Here is a 13,677-nt window from a genome sequence, read left to right on the forward strand (position 1 = left end):
GCCGCCCCTCGATTCGATGGAGCCGAGTCAACGGCAGGTATCCATCCATGTTTTGCATCGCAGACCTGCTTTGGTTTCCCGGCCCTTACTGCTCAGTTCAATGCATCGGTCTGATCGCGTCGAGCGCCAGATTCAGTTCAAGCAGCTTCACGCGCGGTTCGCCGAGCAGACCGAGCTGGCGCCCCGAGGTATTTCGCGCGATCAGCTCGTCGACTTGCTCGCGTGGCAGGCCACGCGCCTTCGCGACGCGAGCCGCCTGATAAGCGGCGGCGGCCGGCGAAATATCAGGATCGAGGCCGCTACCCGACGATGTCACGAGGTCGACGGGCACCGGCGCTGTATTCGTCGGATCGGCGTCGTGCAGTGCCTGGATCCGGCCTTTCACTTCATCAACCAGCGCAGGATTCGTTGGCCCCAGGTTCGAGCCGCCCGAGTTCTGCGCATTGTACGGATTCGGCGTCGTGGCCGACAGCCGGCCCCAGAAATAATACGGCGCATCGAACTGCTGGCCGATCAGCTCCGAGCCGACGGGCTTGCCGTCTTTCTCGATGATGCTGCCGTTCGCCTGCCGCGGAAACACGGCATGACCGATCGCGGTGACGACGACCGGGTAGACGATGCCCGTCATCACCGTCATCGCGGCAAAGAGGACCAGCATGGGTCGCAATAGATTTTTCATGGTCGTTCAAGTCCAGGAAGTCAGGCCCAACCCATCGCGGCGAGCCCCATGTCGATCAGCTTGATGAATGGAAACGGCAGGACAAGACCGCCGAGGCCATAGATCAGGAGATTGCGACGCAGTAGCGCGGCTGCTCCGAGCGGACGGTACGAAACGCCCTTCAGCGCGAGCGGAATCAGGAATACGATGATGACCGCGTTGAAGATGACCGCCGAGAGAATCGCCGATGCCGGCGACGTAAGGTGCATGACGTCGAGCACGCGCAGTTGCGGGTAAGTGGTCGCGAATGCCGCGGGGATGATCGCAAAATACTTGGCGACATCGTTGGCGATCGAAAAGGTCGTCAGCGAGCCGCGCGTCATCAGCATCTGCTTGCCGATCTCGACGATCTCGATGAGCTTCGTCGGATTGGAATCGAGATCGACCATGTTCCCCGCTTCCTTCGCGGCTTGCGTGCCGGTGTTCATCGCGACCGCCACGTCGGCCTGCGCGAGCGCCGGCGCATCGTTCGTGCCGTCGCCCGTCATCGCGACAAGCCGTCCCTCGGCCTGATGTGAACGAATCGTCGTCAGCTTCGCCTCGGGCGTGGCCTCGGCGAGGAAATCGTCGACGCCGGCTTCGGCCGCGATCGCCGCCGCCGTCAGCCGGTTGTCGCCCGTCACCATCACCGTCTTGATCCCCATCTTGCGCAACTCCGCGAAGCGCTCCTTGATGCCGCCCTTCACGATGTCCTTCAACTCGACGACCCCGAGCACGCGCGCGCCGCCCGGATCGGCGCCCTGCGCGCCGATCTTCTCGGCCACGACGAGCGGCGTGCTGCCGCGGCGGGCGACGTCGTCGACCGCTTTTTGCACTTCCTGCGGGAAGCGGCCGCCGCTTTCTTCGACATACCGACGCACCGCATCGGCGGCACCTTTTCGGATTTCATGCGCTGCCTCCGGGGATGCACCCGAGGGATCTCCCTTCGGGGACAAGTCGACGCCGCTCATGCGTGTTTGTGCGGTAAAGCCGAGAAACTGCGCATGGAGTGAGGCCATGCCGCGCTCGCGAATATTGAAGCGCTGCTTGGCAAGCACGACGATGCTGCGGCCTTCGGGCGTCTCGTCCGCCAGCGACGCAAGCTGCGCGGCGCTCGCGAGGGCTTCCTCCGTCACGCCTGGCGCGGGCACGAACGCCGACGCCTGCCGGTTGCCGAGCGTGATCGTGCCGGTCTTGTCGAGCAGCAGCACGTCCACGTCGCCGGCCGCCTCGACCGCGCGACCCGACGTGGCGATCACGTTCGCCTGCATCATCCGGCTCATGCCGGCCACGCCGATGGCCGACAACAGACCGCCGATCGTCGTCGGGATCAGGCAGACGAGCAAGGCGACGAGCGCCGTGATCGAGACCACGTGCCCCATCTTTGCCGCAGCCACTGAGAACATCGAAAACGGCAACAACGTCGCAGTCGCGAAAAGCAATACGAGCGTGAGCGCGACGAGCAGAATCGTCAGCGCAATTTCGTTCGGCGTTTTCTGACGCTTCGCGCCTTCGACCATGGCGATCATCCGATCGAGGAACGCCTCGCCGGGATTGACGGATACGCGCACCACGATCCAGTCGGACAGTACGCGGGTGCCACCCGTCACCGACGAAAAGTCTCCACCCGACTCGCGGATCACGGGCGCCGATTCGCCCGTGATCGCGGACTCGTCGACCGACGCGACGCCCTCGATCACCTCGCCGTCGGCCGGAATGGTATCGCCGGTTTCGACGAGCACGACGTCGCCTTTGAGCAGATCCGTCGACGCGATGATGCGCACCGGCGCCTTCGGGTGCGGCTCACCGAGCTTTTTGGCCATGACGTTATGCTTCGCACTCCTGAGCGAAGCGGCCTGCGCCTTCGAGCGGCCTTCCGCCAACGCTTCGGCGAAGTTCGCGAACAGCACCGTAAACCAGAGCCATAGCGCGACGGCGACGATGAACCCGGCGGGTGCTTCGGCCTCGCCTGCCAGCGCCGCGACCCAAAGTATCGTCGTGAGGATGCTGCCGACATAGACGCAGAACATCACCGGGTTGCGCAATTGCGTACGTGGCGCGAGCTTCTTGAACGAATCGACGATCGCGGGTTTCACGAGCGCCGGATCGAACATCGAGCGTGCCGCGGTCCGTGCCTGCCCGAGATTGTCGGAACGATGGGCAGGCGTTTGATTGATGTTGGACATAGTTCCTCGAAATCAATGACCCGAGATCATCTGCAAATGTTCGACGACGGGGCCCAGTGCAAGCGCCGGCACATAGGTCAACGCGCCGACGAGTACGAGCGTACCCAGGAGCAATACGACGAAGAGCGGCCCGTGCGTCGGCAGCGTGCCTGCTGTCACGGCGATCCGCTTCTTGTTCGCCAGCGCGCCCGCGATCGCGAGGACGGGCACGATAGTCGAGAAGCGGCCGAACCACATCGCAATCGCGAGCAGCACGTTATAGAACGGCGTATTGACGGAGAGCCCCGCAAACGCGCTGCCGTTGTTGTTGGCCGCCGAGCTGAACGCGTAGAGAATTTCCGTGAATCCGTGCGGCCCCGGATTCGCGATGCCCGCCGTGCCGAGCGGCGAAAGCACGCCGATCGAGGCCCCGACGAGCACGAGGAACGGCGTGACGAGAATCGCAATCGACACCATCTTCATCTCGAAGGACTCGATCTTCTTGCCGACGTATTCGGGCGTGCGCCCGATCATCAACCCCGCGACGAAAACCGCCAGCAACGCGAAGACGAGCATGCCGTAAAGGCCCGAGCCGACCCCGCCGTAGATGACCTCCCCAAGCTGAATGAGCAAGAGAGGCACGAAGCCGCCCATCGGCGTCAGTGAATCGTGCGTATTGTCGACGGCACCGCACGAAGCCGCCGTCGTCGCCACGGTGAAGATGCCCGACTGCGCGATGCCGAACCGCACTTCCTTGCCTTCGGCGTTGCCGCCCGCTTGCAGCGCCGAAGCCGTTTGGTCGACGTGCAGTGCGTCGAACGACCGATTGCCCGACTGCTCGGCCGAGATTTCGCCCCAGCATGCGACGGCGAAGGCGATCGTCATGGCCGCAAGCACGGCGTAGCCCTGACGATGATCGCCGACCATCCGGCCGAACACGACACACAGCGCGGCGGGAATAGCGAGCATCGCGAGGATCTGCACGAAGTTGGTAAGCGGCGTCGGGTTCTCATACGGATGCGCCGAGTTCGCGTTGAAGAACCCGCCACCGTTCGTGCCGAGCATCTTGATCGCTTCTTGCGAGGCGACCGGCCCCATGGCAATCGTCTGTTTGTCGGCCTTCACGTCCTGCATAACCGCGTTGCCCTTCGCGTCCTTGATCGGATTGCCTTGTGTATCCGTCTTTGGCACCTGGTAGGTCGTGACTTGCAGCGTCGGGACGTCCTCGTACGACTTGAAATTCTGGATCACGCCCTGGCCGATGAAAAACACCGCGAGAACGATTGAGAGCGGCGCGAGGATGTAGAGCGTGATGCGCGTCAGATCGACCCAGAAGTTGCCGATCGTCGTTGCGGTGTGACGCGCGAAACCACGGATCAGCGCGACGACGACGGCAATACCCGTGGCGGCCGAGAGAAAGTTCTGCACCGTCAGGGCGACCATTTGCGTCAGATAGCTGACCGTCGATTCGGGCGTATAGTCCTGCCAGTTCGTGTTCGTCACGAAGCTGACCGCCGTATTGAAAGCCGCATCGGGCGTCATCGGCCCCAAGCCCTGCGGGTTCGCCGGCAGCCACTGCTGCAGACGAAGAAAGCCATAGACGATCAATATCCCGAGCGCGTTGAAAAGCAGCGTGGCGACCGCATAGGTCTTCCAGGACATTTCCGCCTGCTCGTCGATGCCGGCGAGTCGGTAAATCAAATGCTCGACCGGTCTGCCGATCTTGCGGACGACGACCGACGAGCCGTCCAGCACAGCCGTCATATAGCGGCCAAGCGGAACGGCGATCGCGATCAGGACGACAATGAACAGCGCTGTCTGAAAAAAGTCGTTGGCGCTCATCATTCAAGGTCCTCCGCACGCAACAACGCGTACACGAGGTACGTGAGCAATAGGAGGGTCGAGGCTGCTGCGAGCCACATCATCCACGCGATCACGGACGACCTCCCGGTGCACGGCCGCGCAGTTTCTCGCACCCGGCGGCCAATCCAACGAAGAGCCCGCAGAAGACGGCGGCGCCGACGATATATACGATGTCCATTCTTTGTTCTCCCCTAGCGGATCAGGACAACGCGAAGCGTAGGCGAGTCCGGGTAAACGCCACGCTAAGAGTGACGACGGACGTATAAAAAACGCGTAAAAAGTGGGAAGGAACGGTCAGCGGCCGGCTATCGCCGCGCTTGTCTGGCCAAGGCGATCCGTTACTCGCTCAACCAGTGGGACGCGCCCGAGCTTGCGATTCGGTGTCGTTTCAAGCCAGACAGGCCGCATATTCAAGCATTCCGCTTCTGCAGCATTCTCCGATTCGCCTCGATACGCGCCCCCACGTCGCGGGCCGTTCTCGGCCGCACCGGATAGTTCGAGACGGCCCGGTTCCATGCCTGCGAATCGGCTTTTTCGAGGATTTCGTCGATAATCTGCTCGGCCCGCGCTGGCGCGATTCCTCCCTGCCCCGCAGCCCGAATAACATGGTCCCGTCCGGGATTGCGGCCTTCTCCTGCGACGTCCATGAAGTGCTCACCCTGGTAGCCCGGGCAGTAAGTCAGATCGTAGGGCGGCGCCAACTTCCACTGCCCCTGCGCATCGATCAAGAAGGACACGTTCTTTGCGTGATCGTCCCGATTGTTCATCAGGATGTTGAAGACGCAGATCCTGACAGCGTTCTCGACCTCGCGGACGTCACGGGAAAGTTGCCGCGCCGCCCGAAAAAACAGTCCGTATCCGGCCGAGGGAACCCTGAAGTCCGCATGGAGCAATCCCGCCAGAGTATGGACGTGCACACGCTGGTGGTCGATCAGATCGAATCGCTTGGTTGCGAAAGCGCAGAGACCGCCGAGGTCGAAGAACCGGAACGGCATGAAGCCCAGTCCAGCCACCTGAGCCATCTCGGCATAGGCCGCTTCCAGCGCACAGCTATCCTCGGCATCGTCCTCGGCCGGGAACTTCACCAGCCAGGGCTCCGCGCCGGCCAGTTCGCCCGCACGCGTCGTCATCTGATTGTCGGATGCTCGATACCACACCATCGCTTTCGGACGTGCGCCGCCCGGGGACGCGCCGGCTCGGGCGATTTCAGGCAGGAGAATGTGGCTGTCGTCGGTAATCAGCGCGCGGTAATCGTCAATCAGCTCGTGCAGCGAAGCGCCCTGGATGCTGGCAGGATCCCCGGAAGCCGGCTCGAACGTTAGTGCACCCATCGTGCGCTCACCGAGAAAGGCCAGCCGCTCGAGGGTGCTGGTGGTGGCGAAATCGACGTTGTACGCGCGCATCCGGCTTGCCATGACGCGGTAGCCCCACGCGTCAGGTAGCGCGTCTTGGAGCAGCCCCGGCACGCGTTGCATCGATACATACTGATACTGCTGGTCTGGGTAGGCTTGGGGCCGTAACCGAAGGTTGATCGGCGAAAGTTCCAGACCGCGGGCCAGTGCCTGCGGCGTGTATTCGAATAGGACGTTGCGACCGTCGTCAGCCAGAATCGCGAGGTCGAACTGCTCGCTCCACCCCCGATAGATCACGCGGAGTTCTTTCACTGACGCGCTCCCTTGCGATAGGCGCGCTTGCGCGTGCTGGCCGTGGCGCGTTCACGCATCTCCGCAATGGACTGTACCGGCGCCGCCAGAACCGGCTGAAGATCCTCGATCGCACCGAGTGCCTCGAGTATCTTCACGAACGTATCCAGCGTACATTTCCCCGTCGCCTCGAAGCGAAGGACCGTGCGATGCGAAACGCCGATCCGGGCAGCCAGCTCCAATGCGGGCAGGTTCATGCCGACGCGCCGGTCACGGACTCGCTGCCCCAATTCCCGGCATATCTCGTCGGGAAGCGCCAATGAGAAAGCTGACATATTTGTCCACTAATAAGCCGTACGGCGTACCATGTGTACAAATATTATCACAAACTTTTCCTGCCCTTGGCCGGCGCGGTCCTGCTCGCCGATCGAGACGCCGGCCACGCCGGCAAATGGGCGGGAATTGTCCCGGCCGGGAAACGTCGCCGCGTAGCGCGGCTGCCGCCTGTGCCGGTGACTGTGGCGAGCCGGTCCAGTGTGCGCCCTCAATTTCCCGTGCGGCGTTGCTGACAGAGCACCTTCGACCGATCAACCGACCCAGCGTGAAAATTTAGGGGCCTGTTTGTAAAAAATCTGCAATACGACCGTGAAGTCCTGCGGCCTTCAGGTACGTAGCCCGAACGAACGCTGGACTGACCAAAGCGCTCAGACGAAGCCAGCCATCACGCTGGACATGTCATGCGCCAGCGCGCGGAATTCATCGAACTGCGTCGCCAGCTCGAAACAAAGCACGAAAGCCAAGGCATGAAAGAGACCGGGCCGATACCTCGCCAATGCGAGTACGGGCGCCGCCAGGCGCGAGCGGATCGGCCCGTAGTTCAAAATGCATGCGATGACGATGCCGAGCGCAGCGCCTGCAATGACGTCCGTCGGGTAGTGCAGGCCAAGGTAAATGCGCGGCAATCCAATGAGAATGGCCGTATGCAGCAATGCATAGATGCCCGCGGCGCGTGAAGCGACGAAGATCGCGGTCGCAATGGCGCACCAGAGCATCGCATGGTCGCTCGGAAACGCGCTCCAGGTCCGAGGCAGCAGGTCCGGAGACGTCGTCTCGGGATACAGATAACGAAGCTGGGGTTCATAGAAGGGCCGCAGGCGAAATGGCAGATAGTGTGCCAGCAGGCGTCCGGCGAGCAACGCGACGAGGCCGCTCAAGACGGCGATCACGACGATCTCGCGGTCCCGCCGCCTTTCCTCGCTCCTGTCCGCCGTTGCGTGCTCACGCCTGGTCCAGATCCACCAGAGCAAAGCGATCAACACCGTGCCCTTGATCAAATACATGTTGACGATCGTTTCGGCCACTCGAGCGAGCGCATGCGAGTGGCCGGCTGTGCGATACATGACCGAGAGCAGCCATTGATCCAGTGCGTTCATTTGTCTCCCCCCTGCTGACGTCGCCTCGACGGCGATTTCACTCCGCTTGTCCGCGGCTCGTTCGCGGTTTGGAACATCTGCAAGGCAGTCGCGCTGGAGACGGGAAAGGCGGAAAAATAAGTGAACGGTTGCTGGACCGGGGGCAAGTTCCGTGCCTTCGCGAACGGCGAGCGCGAACGCTGCGAAAAAGCGGTGTGGCGAACATACATCGAAGATGAACAGCTGCATGGGCGCCATCGGCGCTCGGCGCTCGGCGCTCGGCGTCTATGCGGCAGCTTTCAGGAAAGGTCGAATCGTCGTCTCGCTAGCAAGGTTCCGCGCCGACAGATCGATGCCCTCATGCGGCAGCGGGTTCGGCGACTGCGCGCGTATCGCGTAACGACGCGCCGTCTTCGCGAAAGAGATGGACGTGGCGAATGCTGAACCCCGCCGTGATCCTCTGCCCTTCAGCGGCCTTCGATTCGCCCGAAGCCTTGAGCTGAATCGTCCTGTCGTCGGCAAGACGCAAGTGCAAGAGCGTCTCGCCGCCGAGATGCTCGATCACATTCACTTCTCCCGCCAAGCCGCCGTCTATTGTGCTGCCTTCCTCGATCAGATGTTCGGGACGAATGCCGAGCGTCAGGGTTTGCCCCGCACTCACGTCGTCGGCGCTCGACGGGACCGCGAGCGGCGCACCGCCTGGCAATTCGATCGTGACACTGCCCCGCTCGCGCGACAGTAAGCGGACCTCGAGGAAGTTCATTTTCGGCGAGCCGATGAACCCCGCGACGAAGCGATTGAGAGGATTCCGATAGAGCTCCAGCGGCGAGCCGATCTGCTCGACCTTTCCGTGATTGAGCACGACGATGCGGTCCGCCATCGTCATCGCCTCCGTCTGATCGTGCGTGACATAGATCATCGTCGCATTGAGCTGCTTATGCAGCTTGATCAGCTCGAGCCGCATCTGCACACGCAAGGCCGCGTCAAGATTCGATAACGGCTCATCGAAAAGAAACACCTTCGGCTCGCGCACGATCGCGCGGCCGATCGCCACGCGCTGCCGTTGCCCGCCCGATAGCGCGCGTGGCCGCCGTTCGAGCAACTGACCGATCTGCAGGATGTCCGCCGCGCGGCGAACGCGGCGTTCGATTTCGTCGCGCGGCAGCTTCAGCATGCGCAAGCCGAATGCAATGTTCTCGTAGACCGACATGTGCGGATAGAGCGCATATGACTGAAACACCATCGCCACGCCGCGTTGCGAAGGCTCGAGTTCGGTCACGTCCTCGCCGCCGATCATGACGGACCCCGAATCCACACGCTCGAGGCCTGCGATCGTGCGCAACAGCGTGGACTTTCCACAACCCGATGGGCCGACGAAAACGAGAAACTCGTGATCCGCGACCTCGATGTCGACGCCCTTCAGCACTTCCATGCCGCCGAACGTCTTGCGGATCTGCTGCAACTGCACCGCACTCATGCATGTCTCCTAGATCACATTTTTCTTGACATCTGCCGCTCGCCAAAATATACATTTGTAAAACGTAAATTACAAGTGAAACGGAGCCATCCGAAGTCGACTCGAGTCACTGCTTCATCGTTCAGCAAGAACCGCGACGTGGCGGCACACGCTTGCGATCGGTGCAACCGACAAAACAAACCAGGAGACAGCAATGAAGAAACGCTTCCTTCGGCAGAAGGCCTTGATGTTGGGCGTCGCAACCGCGACGCTCCTTGCTTGCGCGCAAGCCTCCGCGTGGACGCTGAAGGAAGCGTCGGCGCCGTACTCGGGGACGACGATCAACGCCATCTTTCTCGATCGGCCGGGCTATGCGGCCGCGGAAAAGCTGATCCCGCAGTTCGAGAAGGAGACGGGGATCAAGGTCAAGTGGGACGTGATTCCTTACGAAAGCACCCGCGAGAAGGAAGTCCTGAACTTCGCAAGCGGCGGAGCTCAGGACATCGTGCTCGTCGACGTCGTCTGGCTGGGAGAGTTCGCGAGCAACAAGTGGCTCGTGCCGATCAGCAAATTCACCGGCGATCCGAAGCTCGCCGACCCGAACCTGAACCTGAAGGACTTCTTCCCCATCCTGCTCGATTCGTTCGGCACCTGGAACAAGGTCATCTACGGCCTGCCGTTCGATAACTACTCGGGTTTGCTCTTCTACAACAAGTGCATGCTGAAGGACGCTGGTTTCAGCGAACCGCCGAAGACATGGGACGAGCTGCTCAACACCTATGCGCCGAAGCTCACGAATCCCGCGAAGAACCAGTACGCATTCGCGCTGCAATCGCGCCGCGGCGAGACGCAGTCGGCCGATAGCTTCATGCGTGTGCTCTGGCCCAACGGCGGCTCCCTGCTCGATGCGAAATTCAAGGCGAATCTCTTGTCGCCGCAATCGCAAGAAGGCCTCGAGTATCGACAAAAACTGATGAAGTACATGCCGCCGGGCATCGTCGATTTCGATCATGCCGAGGCCGTCAATGCGCTCGCTCAAGGGCAGGTCGCGATGATTACCGAATGGTCGGCCTTCTACCCGACGCTGACCGATCCGACCAAATCGAAGATCGGCTCATGTCTCGGCGTGGCCACCGAGCCACGCGGGGCAGCGGGTCTCAAGCCCGCGCTCGGAGGATTCTCGCTCGCCGTCAACGCGAAATCGAGCGCCAAGAAACAGGCGGCCTCCTGGCTCTTCATCCAGTGGATCACGTCGGAGCAAATGGCCAAGCCGTACCTCGAGGCGGGCGGCGTGCCTGCGCGCATGTCCCTCTACAAGGATCCGGCCATCGAGCAGAAATATCCGTTCGTGAAGCCCATGGTCGAGTCGTGGCAAGGCGGCGTGCCTGACTATCGTCCACGCTTCCCGGAATGGCCCGCCATCTCCGAAGTGATCGGCGAATGGGGCACGAAGATGATGTTGGGCCAGGTTTCCGTCAAGGATGGGGCACAGACGATCGATACGAAGGTCGATGCGATCCTCGACAAGGCCGGCTATTACGACGGCAAGAAACCCCTGTTGAAATAAAGGAGTCAGCATTGCGATGCGGCCGACGCAACTTTCGAGAGGTACCATGACGAACAGCACCGCTTCGCCCGCCGCCGATGCGGGCAAGGCCCGCGCGGCCGCACGCATGCGGCTGCTGCCGCGCTCGCCGGCGTTCTGGTTCCTGCTTCCGGCGATCTTCGCGCTGGCGGTGATCGGAATCTACCCGCTGCTCGTCGCGCTCTACAACTCGTTTCATCAATACCAGCTCGCGAATCCCGAAGCCGGCACGCCGTTCGTCGGCTTCGACAACTATGTCGCGACGCTGACCGATCCGTCGTTCTGGGACGCGCTCGGCCGCACCGTGCTGTTTCTCTGCCTTACCCTGCCCATCGAAATCGCGCTCGGGCTTTTCGCCGCCTTGCTGCTGCATCGCGCCGGGCTCGCCTGGATGCGCTCGCTCGCGCGCGTCAGCCTCGTGATCCCGATGGCGACCACTTACGCCGTCGTCGGCCTCATCGGCCGGCTCGTATTCAATCGGCAGTTCGGCGTCGCCAATTACCTGCTGAGCTTTCTCGGCATCGGGCCGCTCGACTGGCTCGGCGATCCGACGCTCGCCTTCGTCGCCGTCATGATCATGGACGTCTGGCAGTGGACGCCGTTTTGCGCGCTGATCTTCCTTGCCGGGCTTTCGATGGTGCCCAAAGAAGCCGAGGAGGCGGCGCGACTCGAAACGCCGCGATGGACGATGGTGCTCTGGCATCTGCAGCGCCCGTTCCTGCTGCCTGGGTTGACGGCGATCATGATTTTGCGTTCCGCGGACATGCTCAAGATGTTCGACGCCGTCTTCACGATGACGCGCGGCGGCCCCGGCGCCGCAACGGAGTTCGTCAGCGTCTACATCCAGCGCATCGGCTTTCGCTTGTTCGATCAGGGCATGGCTTCGGCGCAAGCCATCTTGCTGCTGATCCTGACGATCGTTCTTTCGCGGCTTTATATCCGTTTCGTCTACCGGGAGGCATGATGACTACGACTGTGACGTCACGCTCCCAACGCGCCCGCGCAGCGCGACAGCGCGCAACGATCTGGCATTTCTTAGGTCTCCTGATCGTCTTCCTTTCGTCGGTGTTCCCGTTCTACTGGATGGTCACGACGAGCCTCAAGGACCGGGCGGATGCGCTCGCCTACCCGCCGCGCTGGATCTTCAAGCCCACGCTGAGCCACTACACCGATGCCCTCTTCCAGCACGACGTGCTCGGCAGCCTCGTCAACTCACTGATCATTGCGAGCAGCACCACGGCGCTCGCGATACTACTCGGGACGCCCGCCGCTTACGCGCTCGCACGTTACGAGTTCCGCGGCAAGCAGGATCTCTGGTTCTGGTTCATCTCGAACCGGATGGTGAGCCCCATCGTACTCGCCGTGCCGTTCTTTCTGATCGCCACGAAGCTCGACCTCATCGATACGCATATCGTCCTGATCCTGCTCTATCTGACCTTCTCGCTGCCGATCGTCGTCTGGATCTGCACGGATCAGTTCCGCAACATTCCGGTCGAGCTCGACGAAGCCGCAAGGCTCGACGGCGCGTCGCCGTGGCGCGTCTTCTGGCGCATCAACCTGCCGCTCGCGATGCCGGGCATCGTCGTGTCGGCCATCTTCGCATTCATCTTCTCGTGGAACGATCTGCTCTATGCGCTCGTTCTCACGCGCGAGGACGCCGTCACCTCCCCCGTCGCCGCGACGAGCTACATGAGTGGTTACGAGTTGCCCTGGGGGGAAATCATGGCGACCGGCACGCTGATCGTACTGCCGATGATCGTGTTCGCGCTGCTCGTGTCGGGACGACTCGTGCAAGGCCTCACGATGGGCGCGGTCAAATGATGCCCGAATGGTACAACCGCCCGTTTCCTATCATCCCGATCCAACATCATGAGCAAGACGGAAACGCCCACTCCGCTCGTCGAAGCCGAAGACTCGATCGATACCGAGGAAGAGCTGCAAGCGCGCGTGGCCTGGCACTACTACGTCGGCAATCTCACGCAGCAGGAGATCGCGCAGCATATCGGCAGCAACCGCGTGCGCGTGAACAGACTGCTTGCGGCGAGCCGCGAGTCGGGGCTCGTGCAGATCACGATCAACAGCCGCATCGCGCCTTGCGTCGCGCTCGAAGCGCAGCTCGTGCAGCGCTTCGGGCTCGCGGCAGCCGTCGTGGTGCCGAGCGGGGCAACGCCTGAAGCGAACATGGCGGCGCTCGGCATCGGCGGCGCGGCCTACTTCTCCAAGCAGATCGAGTCCGGCAATACGATCGGCCTCGGCTGGGGCCGCACCATCCGTGCCGTATTGCGCGCATTGCCGCAGCGCGCGTACGGCACGATCTCGGCCGTCTCGCTGCAAGGCGGGCTTTCGCACTGTCCCAGCATCAATACGTTCGACATCGTCTCCGATTTTGCCAACCTCTGCCACGCCGACGGCTATCTGTTCGCGGCACCGATCTACGTCAGCAGCCAGAAAGCGCGCGACGTCATCCTGCAGGAGGAAGCGATCCTCGAGGCATACGAACGCGCGCGCAACGCTGACCTGGCCCTGCTGACAGCGGGCGACTTGACCGAATCGCTCGTCATCACGTACGGCATCAACAATCCGGATGATCTGCGCACACTGCGCAAGACGGGGGCCGTCGGCGACATGCTCGGCCATTTCATGGACGAGGACGGCAAGCTCATCAATCATCCGCTGAACCGGCGCACGGTCGCGGTCGCGCTCGACGACTTGCGCCAGATCAAACGCGTCGTGCTCGTCAGCGGCGGAGCCAAGAAGTTTCTCGTCACGCGGGCCGCATTGCGGGGGCGGTATGTGTCGGTGCTCGTCACCGATGAAGACATGGCGCGTCGGCTTGTCGACGAACCTTGAGAGAGA

12 protein-coding genes are annotated in these 13,677 nt (G+C 62.2%); 4 read left to right on the plus strand and 8 right to left on the minus strand.

Going from position 1 to position 13,677, the window contains the following annotated elements; all coding sequences use genetic code 11:
• Window positions 1-97: 97 nt before the first annotated feature.
• The 8 genes from kdpC to AB4Y31_RS17435 form a co-directional block, all read right to left on the minus strand.
• On the minus strand, window positions 98-679 hold the full coding sequence (kdpC, locus tag AB4Y31_RS17400; protein ID WP_368674976.1) for a potassium-transporting ATPase subunit KdpC: 582 nt from the start codon (window positions 677-679) through the stop codon (window positions 98-100).
• A gap of 20 nt (window positions 680-699) precedes the next feature.
• A complete protein-coding gene (gene kdpB / locus AB4Y31_RS17405) occupies window positions 700-2,811 on the minus strand; it encodes a potassium-transporting ATPase subunit KdpB (RefSeq protein WP_368675319.1) in 2,112 nt (703 codons plus the stop codon).
• Window positions 2,812-2,895: 84 nt separating this feature from the next.
• Window positions 2,896-4,704: a potassium-transporting ATPase subunit KdpA gene (kdpA, locus tag AB4Y31_RS17410; protein WP_368675320.1), complete on the minus strand. Its 1,809-nt coding sequence runs from the start codon at window positions 4,702-4,704 to the stop codon at window positions 2,896-2,898.
• Entirely contained in the window at window positions 4,704-4,787 is an 84-nt protein-coding gene (locus AB4Y31_RS17415; protein WP_368675321.1) for a potassium-transporting ATPase subunit F, read from the minus strand. Before AB4Y31_RS17415 ends, kdpA begins: the two co-directional genes overlap by 1 nt.
• Before the next feature lie 348 nt (window positions 4,788-5,135).
• Window positions 5,136-6,389, minus strand: coding sequence for a type II toxin-antitoxin system HipA family toxin (locus AB4Y31_RS17420; protein WP_368674977.1), 1,254 nt, complete (start codon window positions 6,387-6,389; stop codon window positions 5,136-5,138).
• Window positions 6,386-6,703, minus strand: coding sequence for a helix-turn-helix domain-containing protein (locus tag AB4Y31_RS17425; RefSeq protein ID WP_368674978.1), 318 nt, complete (start codon window positions 6,701-6,703; stop codon window positions 6,386-6,388). Before AB4Y31_RS17425 ends, AB4Y31_RS17420 begins: the two co-directional genes overlap by 4 nt.
• 369 nt (window positions 6,704-7,072) lie before the next feature.
• A complete protein-coding gene (locus AB4Y31_RS17430; RefSeq protein ID WP_018438852.1) occupies window positions 7,073-7,801 on the minus strand; it encodes a phosphatase PAP2 family protein in 729 nt (242 codons plus the stop codon).
• A 337-nt stretch (window positions 7,802-8,138) separates the two neighbouring features.
• Complete coding sequence (locus AB4Y31_RS17435; protein WP_368674979.1) at window positions 8,139-9,257, minus strand: ABC transporter ATP-binding protein; 1,119 nt, start codon at window positions 9,255-9,257, stop codon at window positions 8,139-8,141.
• Between the two features lie 193 nt (window positions 9,258-9,450).
• Here AB4Y31_RS17435 and AB4Y31_RS17440 point away from each other — a divergent pair, with 193 nt between their 5' ends.
• The 4 genes from AB4Y31_RS17440 to AB4Y31_RS17455 are packed head-to-tail and all read left to right on the plus strand — an operon-like array spanning window position 9,451 to window position 13,671.
• Window positions 9,451-10,803: an extracellular solute-binding protein gene (locus AB4Y31_RS17440; protein WP_368674980.1), complete on the plus strand. Its 1,353-nt coding sequence runs from the start codon at window positions 9,451-9,453 to the stop codon at window positions 10,801-10,803.
• 46 nt (window positions 10,804-10,849) lie between these two features.
• A complete protein-coding gene (locus AB4Y31_RS17445) occupies window positions 10,850-11,785 on the plus strand; it encodes a carbohydrate ABC transporter permease (protein ID WP_368674981.1) in 936 nt (311 codons plus the stop codon).
• Complete coding sequence (locus AB4Y31_RS17450; protein ID WP_368674982.1) at window positions 11,782-12,642, plus strand: carbohydrate ABC transporter permease; 861 nt, start codon at window positions 11,782-11,784, stop codon at window positions 12,640-12,642. Before AB4Y31_RS17445 ends, AB4Y31_RS17450 begins: the two co-directional genes overlap by 4 nt.
• Window positions 12,643-12,690: 48 nt before the next feature.
• Window positions 12,691-13,671: a sugar-binding transcriptional regulator gene (locus AB4Y31_RS17455; RefSeq protein WP_368674983.1), complete on the plus strand. Its 981-nt coding sequence runs from the start codon at window positions 12,691-12,693 to the stop codon at window positions 13,669-13,671.
• Window positions 13,672-13,677: the final 6 nt, after the last annotated feature.

This window comes from Trinickia sp. EG282A (genome assembly GCF_040965455.1).
In the GTDB taxonomy this organism is placed as follows: domain Bacteria; phylum Pseudomonadota; class Gammaproteobacteria; order Burkholderiales; family Burkholderiaceae; genus Trinickia; species Trinickia symbiotica.

Coding starts and splice junctions, on each gene's coding strand:
- AB4Y31_RS17425 (WP_368674978.1), bottom strand. CDS start 6,703: ATGTCAGCTTTCTCATTGGCGCTTCCCGACGAGATATGCCGGGAATTG.
- AB4Y31_RS17455 (WP_368674983.1), top strand. CDS start 12,691: ATGAGCAAGACGGAAACGCCCACTCCGCTCGTCGAAGCCGAAGACTCG.
- kdpC (WP_368674976.1), bottom strand. CDS start 679: ATGAAAAATCTATTGCGACCCATGCTGGTCCTCTTTGCCGCGATGACG.
- kdpB (WP_368675319.1), bottom strand. CDS start 2,811: ATGTTCGATCCGGCGCTCGTGAAACCCGCGATCGTCGATTCGTTCAAG.
- AB4Y31_RS17435 (WP_368674979.1), bottom strand. CDS start 9,257: ATGAGTGCGGTGCAGTTGCAGCAGATCCGCAAGACGTTCGGCGGCATG.
- AB4Y31_RS17450 (WP_368674982.1), top strand. CDS start 11,782: ATGATGACTACGACTGTGACGTCACGCTCCCAACGCGCCCGCGCAGCG.
- AB4Y31_RS17440 (WP_368674980.1), top strand. CDS start 9,451: ATGAAGAAACGCTTCCTTCGGCAGAAGGCCTTGATGTTGGGCGTCGCA.
- AB4Y31_RS17430 (WP_018438852.1), bottom strand. CDS start 7,801: ATGAACGCACTGGATCAATGGCTGCTCTCGGTCATGTATCGCACAGCC.
- kdpA (WP_368675320.1), bottom strand. CDS start 4,704: ATGAGCGCCAACGACTTTTTTCAGACAGCGCTGTTCATTGTCGTCCTG.
- AB4Y31_RS17415 (WP_368675321.1), bottom strand. CDS start 4,787: ATGATGTGGCTCGCAGCAGCCTCGACCCTCCTATTGCTCACGTACCTC.
- AB4Y31_RS17445 (WP_368674981.1), top strand. CDS start 10,850: ATGACGAACAGCACCGCTTCGCCCGCCGCCGATGCGGGCAAGGCCCGC.